This is a genomic window from aff. Roholtiella sp. LEGE 12411 (genome assembly GCF_015206995.1).
Lineage (GTDB): Bacteria > Cyanobacteriota > Cyanobacteriia > Cyanobacteriales > Nostocaceae > Komarekiella.
In genome coordinates this window covers 1-14,567 of record NZ_JADEXR010000141.1, presented here as the reverse complement: position 1 = coordinate 14,567, position 14,567 = coordinate 1, and the positions used below count along the sequence as shown (strand labels likewise).

Below are 14,567 nucleotides of genomic sequence, written 5' to 3'. Positions count from 1 at the left end.
TGCCCAATGCCCAATGCCCCATTCCCCATTCCCCATTCCCCATTGCCATGAGTGTTACTCCTAAATCTGATATCAATTGGCAGCCAGCAACATCACCGCAAGCTAGCGCTGATGCTGCTCACAATTTTTTCGGTGAATTGGTACAAGAGACGCTAGCTTTAACTCGTCGCTTGTTTATTCAGTTGCAACGCCGTCCCTCATCTTTGGTTGCTGGAATTATTCAACCAGTGATGTGGTTGGTGCTATTTGGTGCTTTGTTCCAAAATGCTCCTAAGGGTATATTTGGCAATACAACAAATTATGGTCAGTTTTTGGCTGCTGGCATAATTGTTTTTACGGCATTTGCCGGGGCGCTAAATGCTGGTTTACCCGTGATGTTTGACCGAGAGTTCGGCTTTTTGAATCGTTTGCTGGTGGCTCCCCTAGCATCACGGTTCTCAATTGTCTTTGCTTCAGCAATCTTCATTATCAGCCAAAGTTTGTTACAAGCAGCCGTGATTGTAGTAGCAGCGGCGTTTTTAGGGGCTGGGCTACCGGATGCAGCTGGTTTGAGTGCGATCGCCCTAATTGTTTTTCTCCTGGCTTTGGGTGTGACAGCCATCTCCCTCGGCTTAGCTTTCGCCTTACCTGGTCACATTGAATTAATCGCGGTGATTTTTGTCTCTACTCTACCGCTGCTATTTGCTAGTACTGCTTTGGCTCCTTTATCGTTTATGCCCAAGTGGTTGCAGATTGTAGCTACTCTTAATCCCCTCAGCTACGCCATTGAACCAATTCGCTATCTCTATCTCCACAGTAATTGGGAATTGGGTAGTGTTGTGATGCAAGCTCCTTGGGGTAATCTTACCTTTGGCGGAGCATTGCTGGTTTTGCTTGGTTTTGCCCTTGTCGCCTTGCTGAGCATTCAACCCCAACTCCGGCGGACTCTTGCTTAAGATGGAAGCATGATTGCTTTAAAGCGTTTTTAAGGTCAAAACTCTATGAAAAAACCATTTTTATTAGTAACCAAGCTATTTGTAGCAATTGTGGCAGGAATTGGTTTTGTTTCCTTGTTCACAGTTCAACCTAGCTTGGCTCAACTCAATCAGGTGGATTCGTTTCCCGGCGGCGGTAATTCAGATCAAAATACAGATCCTTTTTCCCGCAACTCAGGTGATTTCAATATGTTTGACCTGATTCATCGGGCAAATTTCGGGACTATCAACTGGAATTCTGAACAACAGAACCAAGAATTAGATTCAGCAGCAGCAGAGTTTAAAAAAAGGCAACAACAACGAATTCAAGGTCAACAGCAGCAGCCTACCCAAAATTTGCCAATTATATTGCCGTCAGCTACACCACCTTCAAGCAACTGAATTCCAACTAAAAACCCCAACCACTCTAAGAGGTTGGGGTTGAAGTTAGGCTGATTAAAAAGAATGCTTAATTATCAGGTAAAAAACTACAGCCCAAGTGTAGCTAAAACATCCTGAGCATGGGTGCTTGTGTTAACACTAGCATCAACGTGGGTAATTTTACCGTTGGGATCAATTACATAGGTGACGCGCTTGGCATAACCGCCACCATCTACATCGAAAGCTTTGATCAGGGCTTTGTCGGTGTCTGCCAGTAGGGGAAAATTCAGATTATATTTTGCTGTGAATGCCTGATGAGCGGCTTCATCATCTGCGCTGACTCCCAGCACTACAACATCTTTACCTTGATATTCAGATTGGGCGTCCCGAAAACTACAGGCTTGTTTGGTGCAACCTGGCGTGTCATCTTTAGGGTAAAAATACAAAACGACCGTCTTTCCGGCAAAATCAGATAATGAGATCGTGTTGCCGTTAGTGTCTTTAGCGGTAAATGCAGGTGCATCCGTACCAACTGCTAGAGGCATAATAAACTTTTCCTGTTTCAGATTGTTGATGCACTTGAAATTTTACAATAATTTACAATAATTAAATATAATTGCTGTAAAACAGCATAACTATTTTCAGAAAAACAAGTTTTCTGAAACGAGGTAGCTAAAACAATAACAAACATATTCTTAAATCAATACTCAATTAAGGATTGGGAATTAAGAATTAGGTAAACCCTTTCCCAATACCCAGTCCCCAGTCCCCAGCCCCCAGTCTCCAATGCCTGTTGTTGATTCCCAAAACCCAAAAACTTTTGTTTACCCTCGTAGCACAGTAGAAAGAGCCGAGCGATCGCTAGTGTGTTCACCCTTCAATGTATATTTATTTGAAGTCATGGGACACCAGAGTGTGTCATTGAATGCGATCGCTCTAGAAAATGGCATCAAGCAGGGCTACAGTAAACGCTCTTTATCAGAATTAGCGTGTGACAACGCCTTGGGGTGGTTGATTCAAGTAGGTGTGCTGCGGCGAGAAGTTGATGGACAGGGGATTACAGATAGTTTTCGCCTTACTCCCCTAGGTCGCCAGTTAGTAGAACAACATCAAGGAAAAAATTGGCGTACTCCCTCTTGGAGCGATCGCTTATACAATGCTGTAGTTCGTTGGTTTAGATTACCATTTTAGAATTGATCAAGTGAAGGTTAGGATAAGGGAGTAAAAGGGAACAATATATACGGAAGCGTCAACCCTCTTCATGAAATCTTTACTGTTAACCATGATTCGTGAGGTGTGATCGAGGGTTACAGAAGATAGCTGAGGTGACAAGGATCTGAATGCCTTCAATTTTGTCTCTGAAACCTTCCCTAACTTTTTAACTTTGGCGAGCGGATTGTCATATTACCGTTCACTCCTTTTATTTAAATGCTTAGTTTGAAAAACTGATAGTGACCTATGAAATCAATTATGGTAGTGGGGACAACATCCCATGCAGGGAAATCACTCTTAACTACAGCTATTTGTCGCATTCTGTCGCGGCGTGGCTGGCGAGTCGCTCCCTTTAAAGGTCAAAATATGGCTTTAAATGCTTATGTTACTGCCAGTGGTGGAGAAATTGGCTACGCCCAGGCGGTACAAGCTTGGGCGGCTGGAGTCGTCCCTTGGGTAGAAATGAACCCAATTCTACTCAAACCTCAAGGAGATATGACTTCCCAAGTAATCATCAAAGGCAGACCTGTAGGTAAAGTCAGCGCAGCCGATTACTACGAGCAATATTTTGAACTAGGCTGGCGCACAATTGAAGAATCGCTACAGCATTTGGGAACAGAATTTGATTTACTGGTTTGTGAAGGTGCAGGTAGTCCAGCAGAAATCAACCTTAAGCACCGCGATTTAACTAATATGCGGGTGGCAAAACATTTGAATGCGCCAACCATACTAGTGGTTGATATTGACCGGGGTGGTGCTTTTGCCCACGTAGTAGGAACCTTAGAATTACTGGAACCAGACGAACGTGCTTTAATTCAGGGTGTGGTAATTAACAAGTTCCGAGGACAGCGATCGCTCCTAGAACCGGGGATAAAATGGTTAGAAGCACGCACAGGTATCCCCGTTGTTGGTGTCATACCATATTTGGAACATGTGTTTCCAGCGGAGGACTCTCTCGATCTGCTGGAACGTCAATCCAATAAAGTCCAAACTGACCTCAACATCGCTGTCATCCGCTTACCGAGAATTGCCAACTTTACTGACTTTGACCCACTAGAATCAGAACCTACAGTCTCCGTTAAATACTTGAGTCCAAAGCAAGATTTAGGACACCCAGATGCCGTAATTATACCCGGAACAAAGACCACAATTGCTGACTTGCTATTACTGCAAAGAAGCGGAATGGCAGAAGCAATACAAAACTATGCAGCTTCTGGTGGGACAGTTTTGGGCATTTGCGGCGGCTTCCAAATGCTGGGTCAAATCATTGCCGACCCAGAGGGAATAGAGGGACAAGCTGGTAGATTTCAAGCGTTAAATCTATTACCAATCAGAACCGTAATTACAGGACAAAAAATAGCCCGCCAACGTCAGGTAAGCTCAAATTATCCGCAAACGGGCTTGCCAGTAACCGGGTTTGAAATCCACCAAGGGCGATCGCGCATAGAACAGCAGGCAGATGCCCAAGCCTTCCAACCTTTATTTGATGATGTTAATTTAGGGTTAGTGGATAGTTGTCAATCAGTTTGGGGTACTTATCTCCACGGGCTTTTTGACAATGGCCCTTGGCGACGTGCTTGGTTAAATCGTCTCCGTCAACAGCGGGGTTTGAAATCTTTGCCTACGGGTGTTTCTAACTACCGGGAACAGAGAGAGCATATTTTGGATTCTTTAGCAACTGAAGTTGAAAGCCATTTAGACTTAAGTCCGTTTTTGTCTTAAGCTAGATTCCGCAAAATTGCACATTTTTTCGTTAAGAGCGTCATTAGTCTTTTGTCTTTTGTAAATCCAAATGACTAATCACAAGGGACAATCTTTACGAGTCAAGACACAAGTTAAATACGTAACAGCTTAGCGAGGCTGGTGTTTGATGATTGTTCGCGTCCGCTTTTTACCAGATGATGTCACAGTAGATGCTGAAGTTGGAGAAGCCCTATTAGATGTAGCAGATCGGGCTGGGGTGTCTATTCCCACTGGTTGTCTAATGGGGTCGTGTCATGCTTGCACGGTAGAATTAGAGGGTGGCGATATCATCCGTGCTTGTATCACAGCAGTCCCACCACGCCAGGAATTAACGATTAATCTGTTTAGCGATCCAACTTGGTAATGTCGCCCCTGCTATTGAGTGGCGATCGCACCTTTTGAGAAAATGAATGGCAAAGAAAGTCCCAGACATGAATCTACACCACTAGAGTTTTTCAGCGGTCTTGCAAAGACGTAGACATCCCTACCATAGTTAGTTTGATTTAGCCTTTAAAGCGTATTCTTTAAACCTTTCCAAATCAGCTTGAATCGTGGATTCAACTATCCGTCCCAAAAATAAGTTATCCATAATTTTGCCAATAATACCGGGGATGGCATAGGAAATGGTCATTTTGACAATGCTAGTACTGTGGCGATCGTAAAAGCGAATCGCTCCCTGATTCGGCAAACCATCAATCGATTCCCATTGGATAATTTGGTTGGGGATAACTTTGAGAATGCGAGATTTCCAGTTAAATTCTAAATTGCCAGTCTTCAGTTTCCAAAGAGATATATCTGGATTATCTGGCGGAATTTTCACCGAATCAATCCACTTCATCCATAGGGGCATTTGCTCTAAGTCAGACCAAAGGCTCCATACTAAATCTATAGGAGCTTCTACTTCTACCTGTACAGTGTGCTCTAACCAATCTGACATTCTCTTTCCTTGTTCCTTCTGTTCTCTACGAAATGCTACGCGAATATGCCCTTGGCAATTTGTTATTTCTTCAAGGTCTCTAAAATCGCTTTTGCTGCACGCCGTCCAGAAATCGTCGCTCCTTCCATACTATCGATGTAGTCTTGTTGCGTATAACTCCCTGCCAAGAAGAAGTTATTCACTGGTGTCTTTTGGTGAGGACGGTATAAATCCATACCTGGCGCTTCTCGATAGAGAGACTGAGCGAGTTTTACCACGCTGTACCAAGTCATATTTAGCTCTTGCGACGAGGGAAAAAGTTCATGTACTTGCTTAAGTACATGCTGGGCGATCGTCTCATTACTTTGTTTAATAAAAGGATCTCCCGGTGTCAGCACTAGTTGCAATAATGACCCCTGTCCTTGGCGATAATAATCAGCAGGACTGGTCAAAGCCAGGTCGGCAAAACAAGAAAAGTCAGCATCGGCTGTATACAACAAATTATCTATCCCAGCTGCCTGATTTAGTTGTTTGCGCTGCTCTCCATCGTACAGTTCCGTCACCCAACCATCAAATCTTAACTGCACTGTTGCTACAGGCACAGCATCTAATTTGTAAATATTGTCAAATTCTGACCACTTACGCCACTCTTGGGGTAGGACGCGCTGAATTCCTGGCAGATCACAGGCACAGACATAGGCATCAGCAGTTATGGTTTCTACAGTATCACCTTCGGCAACTACTATGCCCGTGACATGGGTTTGTTCCCCTGTGTCGGTAAACTGAATTTTCCGCACTTGCCGACGTGTGTAAACTTTAGTGCCTCTGACTTCTAGATATTTCAGGATGGGCTTATGCAAGTAATCATAGGGAGAGCCTTCCAGCATTCGCAGTACAGAGGCTTCAGTTCTGGTTGCAAACAACTGGAATATTGTTAACATACAACGGGCAGAAATATTGTCGCAATCAATAAATCCCAGAGCGTAGGCAATGGGGTTCCATAAGCGTTTGATACTACCGTTGCTCCCGCCATGACTACGGAACCAGTCGGCAAAACTGATTTTATCTAGTTTGCGGATGATTTTCATCGCTCCGTCAAAGTCCACTAAGCCACGAACTATCGGACTAGTACCTAAAGCGATCGCATTTTGCAATTTATCTTGCAATGAAAGTTGAGAAGTAGTGAAAAATGCCTTTAACCCATTCAAAGGCGCACCAGTCAGGAAGCGAAAATCTAACGCACCAGTGCGTCCTCCTTTGTTGATAAAAGTGTGGCGATGTTCTTTGAGGCGTAAGTTTTTGAGCGCCCCCACTTTCTTCATCAGGTCAAACAGCTGATAGTAGCACCCAAAAAATACGTGCAACCCCATTTCAACATGATTCCCATCTCCATCAATCCAACTGCCGGCTTTACCACCGACAAACGGACGAGACTCAAAAATCTGTACTTCACAGCCAGCATCAGCTAAATCCACTGCGGTCGCTAGTCCAGCTAGTCCCGCACCTATGATTGCAACGCGCATTCCGTTGTTCCTTTTCAGCTTCTTCACAGATTGTAACTGGGTTGGTGTCGGAATTTGCTACTTAATATCAAGTCTACTAGCATATCAAGGCATGGTCATTTCGATACTAAAACCCTTTGATAACTCCTTTTCGTTCTAGCAATTGACCAGACGCGAGAAACATCGCGTCTGTATCAGTCAGACGAACTTTTGCCTATAAAAACACACTCAAAACAGGTGTTATGGCTATTTCTTTTTTAGGAAAGCAGTGATTTTGTACACCCTGAAAACACATTATTACTTACTTCCATCTTTGCTGTCGTCGGAGACAGGCAAACTTCTAATCAGTTCACGAATAACATCGGTTGCGGGTCTACCTGTTTGCTGGCAATATTTTTCCAGTTTTTCCGCTTCCTGTGTTGCCAGATTGACAGTTATACGTTTTACGGCCCATTTTTTATTTGTCATTATCATGCTATTTGATGTATGTTAAGGTCGTCAGAAGAGGTCTAACTAAAGATGAAAACGATCAGATTATCAGAGTTTGTCTCGGGGAACAAGTAATAGTATTAATATTAAAGTTGTTCCGTTTGTCAAAGTATTCATCATTTCCTAATTTAAAAACTACAGCTTATTTGTTATTTTTATCACCAGAGAAAGAGTGCATACTTGCTCTTGAAGATAATAACCCTAGTAACAAGATGAGTAAAGCCTGACAACTAAATTTTATAAGTTAATTTGAGATACATACTATTAACTCAATTAATATTTCCAAAATTATTCTTCATCAAAAGCATTTAACCTTCTCTCTCGCTCAAGCTGGCCAAAAACCATTGGACAGAACATCTGCCAAAAAACCTGAAAGTATAGCTTTAGAATCATTCTCATGCTTAATGATTGACTTCTAGCTTGCAATGATACACATAAATGGTCATCAATCATTTCAAAATAGACAAACAAGCGATCGCTCTATAGCGAAGGTGATTGGTGTAAGTGTCTGACCAGCGACATCGACTAGAGGTCAGGGCTGGTGTACTATTTTCTCATCACCTCTGCATTTGCACAAATAATATTTTATTTAAGACTTTTGCTCTAATTCCCCGTAAAGATACTTTTAATTTTTAAACTATTCTTTCTCCTCTCCCTAACGATACAATTTATTTTAAGTCTAATAAATTGTCTGTTTATTTTGCAAATCTCTGGTTAAAAACTTGCTTTAATCGGACTTATCATAGTATTCGTCGATTGAGAACTTTGTAAATACTTTCTAGCTCATTCCTATCCTAGATATTCGACATTTTTATAATTTGTTATGTCTAATGTTGGCTTGAAAATACTGCCGATAAACTTTTACTATGCAATTTACTTTTAGTGGCAAAGCTACCTATAAAAAGTACTGCATATTTCAATATTTTCGGGAGTTTGTTTATTATAACTATTATTTAAGTACTTTAAATAATCTTCATTAAAAGGCGAAAATTTCTTATTTATCTTACTTTATAAAGTCATTACAAAGAAAGAGATATTCATCTCGAATTCTGCTTAACAATATTGATATATATTAAGATGCTGACATCAAAAATTCATGAAACAAAAGATTCAGATATCTAATTACATTAGCTAAATTTAAACAAACTAACCTTTGAAGTCTTTTTTAAAAAACTCAGTATATATCTATACTATAAAATACCGTAGAAATTGTTGAAAAAATATGGGTACATGGATACTTTATGAAATTAAGATAAAGTCAACTAAGGTATGAAATAAGCACTATTAAAGCGAGCGGCTATTGCTCACAAGACCCAGCTAGTTGCAATCTGATATGATGACCAAAACTAGACGAATTTATAGTATAAAATTATTCAATATATTGGCTAAATACGTACTAAAAGGCCTGAAGATTATCTAGGAATATTTCTTCAGGCCTTTATTAAAAACCACAAACTGCAATTTGTCTAAATTCTAAGTTCATCTCGTGGTTATTATGTGGAGAATTATTCAAATTGAAGTTGGGGCATCAGTTGGAGAGTGCCGACGCCTAAATCTTTGGGTGAAAGCGATCGCGCTTCAAACAAAGCCATCATATCTTTCAATTGGGGATTGCCGCGAGAAGCTCCTGTTAGCCCCTTAGCAATGATTAAGCCACAATAGCCTTTAGTATTTTTACACCGTTGATTCCACTTTTTCCGAGCTTCTACATGAGTTGGATCATCATCTAAAAATTCACCAAACAAGAATAATTCGCCATTTTGAGTTTGTAATAAACCCAGGTCGTAACGATTATCATCAAAGGGGTCAGCACCGGGATTAAAGCAAATTGCTTTCAGTCCACCAGCTGTCTCAAGATTTTCAATTACAGTTTTAGCTTTCGGACGGGAAGTTTGAATTAAAATCACCGGCAACCCATCACCGACTTGTTTGATCTCACCAGCTTTATGGTAATTAGCTCCCTTATGCAAGTACTCCAACATTTCCCATGACACCACACCCAGACTGAGGAATGAATCTTCTGGTATCAAATCATCTCGTAATGAGCAGAACGTTGACGAGTCAGAGTCCCCAATTTCCTGAGCCTCGTCACCAAAGCCAGCCATCTCCTCTAATTCTGCTGCCATCTGCGGCATAGTAGAGACAGTCACAGAGACTGATTTAGTTGATTCTTCTGACTGCGGGGTAGAAATCCGATAACGACGGCTAAGAGTGGGGAAGGTATCGTCATGAAGCTGACGGCGATGATCGCGAATAAAGCGGCTCAAGCTTTCTAAAGCAACTAAAACTACAAGTGCTTCTTCGTCATATAAAACAGACCGTAGTCCTTCTAAAGGATGGATATTGCCGAAGGTAGGGTCAATTTCTGATAATGGCAAATCCGCTAAATCACCAACTTCGTCTTCATCTTCGTCAGTATCCTCAGCGCTCTCAAAGGTTAGAAACAAGCAATCTTGCTTGAGAAAAGCTTCTTCTAAATGCTGGGTTGATTCGTCATCTCTTAAAACTGCTGCGCGAAAACGCTTTAGTGAATTTTCGGAGCGGTAAAACAAAATGCCATATTCCATCCCCAGCATTCCCATCACTGAGGCGTAGAGTGTACCAACATCCCACTTATTGATCTCGATTGACAAAATTTGCTGTTCTTCCAAAAATTCCCAAGGAGCTGCTTGCCAAATTGCAAAAGCCTTATCTCGCAAGGTTTGTGCATACTGTGGAGGCAAATCAGGAATTTGGCTATCGAGGATATCCGAAAACCCACGAAATAGTTCATCAATCAAAGGTAATTCGGGTACGTAGTCAATGGCGATATCCAAATCTTGCAACACCCCGCGCAGGTAAAATTGGATCTCGCGGTCTCGCACGACAATTCTTTGGGGTCTAGCGGGTTTTGCTGGGCTGTGAGGATGCTCCATTGCTCGCATTAAAGTGCGAACAATTGCTTCCGGCCCAATGTCTGGAGCTATCACGTCCATTCCTCGAACAATACCTTGCGAGCCATCCACCCAAAGAATGCATTCGCCATTTGCCTCCGAGTCCCTCGGTTGGGTTGGTGATGATGATAACGGACGGCGATCGCCCTCCCATACAGAAGGAATTTGAGTTAATTTTTTCAACCGACGACTGGTAGAGCGATTAAAACTTGTCATAGAGTAAGTTAATCAAAAGAAGCAATAGTTCGTAAATTTTGGGGAATGGCTAGCCTCGGATGAAATGTTCTTGGCTGCTCCTGAAGGGTGGTTGCTGCTCAGGCTGCTCCAAGGCTTGAACTCCGAAAATACCGAATCTCTCAATTCTAGAATAAAAATCTTTGGCTGCTTTTGACGGAGTGTTTACAATTTGGCATCTTGCGCCGTCAATATCGCTAGAATGAATACAAAAACACCAAAAGCAACCCAGAGGTGACAAAAAGCCTACAAAGGGTGCTAATTAGATCACTTAAGGAGTTGAAAAAGCAGATGATACAAGCAACTCAGCCTCAACAACGTGGAATTCAGTTGAGCGAAGCAGCATTGCGCCAGGTGAAGTCACTCCAGGACAGGCAAGGCAAAGACTTATGCTTACGGGTAGGAGTACGTCAAGGTGGCTGCTCTGGGATGTCTTACATGATGGACTTTGAAGACGCTAGCAGGATCACCCCTCAGGATGAAGTTTTTGACTATGAGGGCTTCAAAATTGTTTGCGATCGCAAAAGTCTATTATACCTCTATGGCTTAATGCTCGATTATAACGATGCCATGATTGGAGGTGGCTTTCAATTTACTAACCCCAACGCAAACCAAACTTGTGGTTGCGGGAAGTCGTTTGGTGTGTAATATTGTCATTTGTCCCTTGTCCTTTGTCATCTCTTACAAAGTTGAGCCAGTGGCTTGGGCTGGTTCCCCGACTGGTGCGAACTGGCGTCTGAGTGCTGTAAGCCGGCACTCAGACTTTGCGCTTTGTTGTTTGTATTTGGCTAATGACCAAGGACTAATAACTAATGACTAATTTAGTATGACTCAAACAGTTGAATCCCTGTTTGATACAGGTTTAGAACGTTATAAAGCTGGAGAAACAGCAGATTCTTTAATCCCTGTGTTTAAAGAAGTTTGCGATCGCGCCCCCAAAACTAGTTCGGCTTGGATTTGTTTGTCCTGGTTGTACCTGCTCGATAACAAACCCAGCTTGGCTTATAAAGCTGCACATAAAGCAGTAAAGTTAAATCCACAAGATCCACAAGCCAGAGTTAATCTAGCTCTAGCAATGCTGGAAACAGGTCAAAAAGGATTGCGAGAACATATTGATTTTGCCCAACAGTTAATTTTTGTTAACCCAGAATGGCAGGATGAAATCAAAAACAGTATTGAAGATGGTTTAAGTAGAAAACCAGATTGGCAGGGTCTGGCAAAAGTCAAAAAGTGGCTGTTTGAAGAATAATTGAGAATTGGGAATAGGGAATTGAAATTGTATTTCATTTCCTATTTCTCATTGCCGAACCTAATTTTTTATAGAAGTTGAAAATGAAAGAAAAATTGTTAAACTGGCTAAACCTGGTTTTAGTCGCAGATGTTTTTCTAGTTTTGTTTGGCTTTGGTTGGTTAATGATAGCGGCGATTGGTGATGCCGCTGGTGTAAATCTGGGTCTGGATTTATGGCATCAACTCTGGCAGCCTGTATTTAACCCAGCTATTGGCATCCTTATGGGTGGTGCTATTCTCAGCGGTATTCTCAGTTGGGTTTCTCGAAAATTTCTCTCTAGTCAATAAGTCAACAGTTAATAACTCTGAGATATTAACTATGTGCTGTGTTTAACAATTTCTGCCAGTGCTGGTTGCAAATTAGGATACTGGTATTTAAATCCATTGCTAAGAGTGCGCTTTGGCAGGACTTTTTGACCCTCTAAAACTACTATTGCGCCATCCCCCAAAAGTGCTTCGATGGCAAAAGCAGGGACGGGTAACCAGGAAGGACGATTAATCACTTGCCCCAAAGTTTGGCTTAAATCTGTCATCCGAACAGGGCTAGGAGCAGTAGCATTATATACGCCTTCCATTTCAGGTTTAGTTAAAGCTTGCAGAATTAATTTAACTAAATCGTCTATGTGAATCCATGAGAACCATTGCTGACCACTACCAATAGGGCCACCAGCAAAAAGTTTGAAAGGCGTAATCATTTTGCCTAAAGCACCACCATCGCCTAGGACAATACCAAAACGTAAAATTACTAGTCGCACACCAGCCTCTTTGACTTTTTGCGCTTCTGCTTCCCAAGCTTGGCAGACTTGGGCGAGAAAATCGTTACCAGAAGGGCTGTTTTCATCAAAGGTTGCGGTTTCACTAGTGCCATAGTAGCCAATAGCTGAAGCATTGACCAACACACCAGGCTTAGGATTGGTATTGGCTATTGCTTCCACTATTTTTTGTGTACCTAGTTTACGGCTATTGAGGATTGCCTGTTTGCGTTCCGGTGTCCAGCGTCCTTCTCCGATGGGTTCTCCTGCTAGATTAACTACACCATCACAACCAGTAAACGCACTTTGCCAAGAACCAGATGCAGTTGGTGTATGAGCAACAATTTCTAAATTGGGGAATGCATTAGATGGAAAAACTTTGTGGGCAAAAGCAGTGTTCCGCGTTAACACTAGTATTTGATGACCTTCCCCGTGGAGTCGTTGTACTAAACGACTACCGACAAATCCTGTGGCTCCAGTAATTGCTATTTTCATAATCCACTTCCACCAAACCCTTATTTTACTAGCTATTAGCTATGGCGCGTTAGTTGTTAGTGGTTAAATCTAAGATTCCAGGTTCTGTAATCAGCGAGATTCCAGACTACGCGGTAGGTCTACTGCAAGGACTGAAAAATTGAGATCCTACCAAATTTTGGATTATGCTGGGAGGCTTCTCTGGGAATTAGGTAAAAGCTGACAAAATTAACTAGTTAAACCGCGTCTACCTTGAAAACCATAGTTTTTTGGAATTAGAGTAAAGCTCAGAACTCAAGCCACAAGAGAATAATACACTCTTCTTAAAAACTCCAGGTTTCAAAATAGACGGGGTTTAATTATATCTATCTTATTTTCCGTGAACTATTATACGATGGACGCAGTGTTGCATGGTGTTATGGCTCGCTATACTTGTTCATTTATTGTTTCTGTTCCGGTTAACCATCTTCAGCCGTTACTTGTAGAACTTTTACAAGACTGTGAGTTGGATATTCAATACTACACGCCCGATTACATCATGGCTCGTGAGATTCCTGGTAGTATTTCCTTTTCCAAGTTAGTCAAAGTGGAAGTATTAGTTGATAAATCAACAGCTACCGAAGCCGAAACTCGGATGAGTATTGTGATTAAAAACGAGGAATTGCCACTCCAATTGGATAATCATTGCCGACAAATGTTTGAATTCATCAAGCAGGCGATTGAAAATAGCCGCCATTGGCATTTGATCGAAAGTCTTGCAGGATAATGATCATAACTATTAGTGTTTATGGTAAAGGCGATCGCAGCGTCTAGCTGGAGACAAAATTAGCCGCTGCGATCGCCTAAGTTCAACATCAAACAAATTCAAGTATGTTGTCAATCCTCTATATCCTCAGTCATACCGGGGTTTATTAGTGTAATATCATACTCACTAGAATCCGTTTGCCCCGAACGCTGAGTATTTTTTAATAAGTAATAAATAGCACGTACTTGGGGGCCAAAAACGATCTCGTCTTCATTTTTTAGATCGTGAGCTGGCATCTTGCGCCCGTTAATCATCAAACCGTTAGAACTAGGTTTCCCTTTAGCATCGCCATCTACAATCCGGTAATAATAGTTAGGACTATTATGCTCTCTTGGCAATCTCACTAATGTAGCATGACGGCGGGAGACAAACTGCGACATCAAACGGATGTTGCACTCGCGGTCTCTACCTATAGAATAGACGGGCTGCTCGAGAGAAAATTCTTTGCGACCTTGATCATCTTCAATAATCAGTAGATGGCTTTCATTGGTTTCTGCTGCCATTGACAAATCGTTGCTAAAATCGGTTGAACTGTGAGTAATCAAGATTTGTTTAGTATAGTTTCCTGCCATTTTCATACACTATAGTCAAATGGCACTAATCTAAATCAGCCTTGAAATTGCATATTACCTTGAAAGAGTAGAACAGCTGTGTTCTACTCCAGTGGCTAAGATATTTCTGGGAGCAGTCTCAATACCTAACGAACGACTCAGTTTAACCTGTAGATGGAAATAACTAAAATTTGTGGAAATCTTACCGATACGTTTTTGCTAACATTCATTAACAAATACACTCTTTGAGAGAGGGCGTATCAACCAATGCACGAAGGAAAATCCCTCGCGCACCATTCATGTCCCGGCTCATCACTTGCCCATCAGATGGA

At 41.9% G+C, this 14,567-nt stretch carries 16 protein-coding genes; 9 read left to right on the top strand and 7 right to left on the bottom strand.

Annotated elements, in window-relative coordinates:
• The first annotated feature begins 47 nt into the window (after positions 1 to 47).
• Positions 48 to 935 (top strand): ABC transporter permease, encoded by an 888-nt coding sequence (locus IQ246_RS23295; RefSeq protein ID WP_194005705.1) that lies wholly within the window; start codon positions 48 to 50, stop codon positions 933 to 935.
• A 45-nt stretch (positions 936 to 980) separates the two neighbouring features.
• The gene (locus IQ246_RS23290; RefSeq protein WP_194005704.1) at positions 981 to 1,355 is read left to right on the top strand and encodes a hypothetical protein; all 375 of its coding nucleotides are present in this window, start codon (positions 981 to 983) and stop codon (positions 1,353 to 1,355) included.
• A gap of 86 nt (positions 1,356 to 1,441) precedes the next feature.
• On the opposite strand, the gene IQ246_RS23285 is transcribed toward IQ246_RS23290, so the two are convergent.
• Positions 1,442 to 1,879, bottom strand: coding sequence for a peroxiredoxin (locus IQ246_RS23285; RefSeq protein WP_194005703.1), 438 nt, complete (start codon positions 1,877 to 1,879; stop codon positions 1,442 to 1,444).
• Positions 1,880 to 2,120: 241 nt separating this feature from the next.
• Between IQ246_RS23285 and IQ246_RS23280 the strand changes: the two genes are divergently transcribed.
• From IQ246_RS23280 to IQ246_RS23270, 3 genes are all read left to right on the top strand, one after another.
• Complete coding sequence (locus tag IQ246_RS23280) at positions 2,121 to 2,525, top strand: Npun_F0494 family protein (protein ID WP_194005702.1); 405 nt, start codon at positions 2,121 to 2,123, stop codon at positions 2,523 to 2,525.
• 267 nt (positions 2,526 to 2,792) lie between these two features.
• Positions 2,793 to 4,268 (top strand): cobyric acid synthase CobQ, encoded by a 1,476-nt coding sequence (cobQ, locus tag IQ246_RS23275; RefSeq protein ID WP_194005701.1) that lies wholly within the window; start codon positions 2,793 to 2,795, stop codon positions 4,266 to 4,268.
• A 148-nt stretch (positions 4,269 to 4,416) separates the two neighbouring features.
• Positions 4,417 to 4,653 (top strand): 2Fe-2S iron-sulfur cluster binding domain-containing protein, encoded by a 237-nt coding sequence (locus tag IQ246_RS23270; protein WP_194005700.1) that lies wholly within the window; start codon positions 4,417 to 4,419, stop codon positions 4,651 to 4,653.
• A gap of 129 nt (positions 4,654 to 4,782) precedes the next feature.
• Here the strand turns inward: IQ246_RS23270 and IQ246_RS23265 are convergent, their stop codons facing one another.
• The 4 genes from IQ246_RS23265 to IQ246_RS23250 form a co-directional block, all read right to left on the bottom strand.
• Positions 4,783 to 5,226, bottom strand: a complete 444-nt coding sequence (locus IQ246_RS23265; protein ID WP_194005699.1) for an SRPBCC family protein — start codon at positions 5,224 to 5,226, stop codon at positions 4,783 to 4,785.
• Between the two features lie 62 nt (positions 5,227 to 5,288).
• A complete protein-coding gene (gene zds, locus IQ246_RS23260; RefSeq protein ID WP_194005698.1) occupies positions 5,289 to 6,728 on the bottom strand; it encodes a 9,9'-di-cis-zeta-carotene desaturase in 1,440 nt (479 codons plus the stop codon).
• A 276-nt stretch (positions 6,729 to 7,004) separates the two neighbouring features.
• Entirely contained in the window at positions 7,005 to 7,181 is a 177-nt protein-coding gene (locus IQ246_RS23255) for a CopG family transcriptional regulator (protein ID WP_191758253.1), read from the bottom strand.
• A 1,520-nt stretch (positions 7,182 to 8,701) separates the two neighbouring features.
• Positions 8,702 to 10,345: a hypothetical protein gene (locus IQ246_RS23250; protein WP_194005697.1), complete on the bottom strand. Its 1,644-nt coding sequence runs from the start codon at positions 10,343 to 10,345 to the stop codon at positions 8,702 to 8,704.
• A 309-nt stretch (positions 10,346 to 10,654) separates the two neighbouring features.
• Between IQ246_RS23250 and IQ246_RS23245 the strand changes: the two genes are divergently transcribed.
• The 3 genes from IQ246_RS23245 to IQ246_RS23235 all read left to right on the top strand — a co-directional run bounded on the left by IQ246_RS23245 (position 10,655) and on the right by IQ246_RS23235 (position 11,941).
• A complete protein-coding gene (locus IQ246_RS23245; protein WP_194005696.1) occupies positions 10,655 to 11,011 on the top strand; it encodes an iron-sulfur cluster assembly accessory protein in 357 nt (118 codons plus the stop codon).
• A 178-nt stretch (positions 11,012 to 11,189) separates the two neighbouring features.
• On the top strand, positions 11,190 to 11,612 hold the full coding sequence (locus IQ246_RS23240; protein WP_194005695.1) for a M48 family metallopeptidase: 423 nt from the start codon (positions 11,190 to 11,192) through the stop codon (positions 11,610 to 11,612).
• Between the two features lie 83 nt (positions 11,613 to 11,695).
• The gene (locus IQ246_RS23235) at positions 11,696 to 11,941 is read left to right on the top strand and encodes a hypothetical protein (protein WP_194005694.1); all 246 of its coding nucleotides are present in this window, start codon (positions 11,696 to 11,698) and stop codon (positions 11,939 to 11,941) included.
• A 29-nt stretch (positions 11,942 to 11,970) separates the two neighbouring features.
• Here IQ246_RS23235 and IQ246_RS23230 read toward each other — a convergent pair whose 3' ends face one another.
• Positions 11,971 to 12,900, bottom strand: coding sequence for a TIGR01777 family oxidoreductase (locus IQ246_RS23230; RefSeq protein WP_194005693.1), 930 nt, complete (start codon positions 12,898 to 12,900; stop codon positions 11,971 to 11,973).
• 397 nt (positions 12,901 to 13,297) lie between these two features.
• Between IQ246_RS23230 and IQ246_RS23225 the strand changes: the two genes are divergently transcribed.
• Positions 13,298 to 13,645, top strand: coding sequence for a hypothetical protein (locus IQ246_RS23225; RefSeq protein WP_194005707.1), 348 nt, complete (start codon positions 13,298 to 13,300; stop codon positions 13,643 to 13,645).
• A gap of 110 nt (positions 13,646 to 13,755) precedes the next feature.
• On the opposite strand, the gene IQ246_RS23220 is transcribed toward IQ246_RS23225, so the two are convergent.
• Positions 13,756 to 14,256, bottom strand: coding sequence for an FHA domain-containing protein (locus tag IQ246_RS23220; protein ID WP_194005706.1), 501 nt, complete (start codon positions 14,254 to 14,256; stop codon positions 13,756 to 13,758).
• Positions 14,257 to 14,567 lie beyond the last annotated feature (311 nt).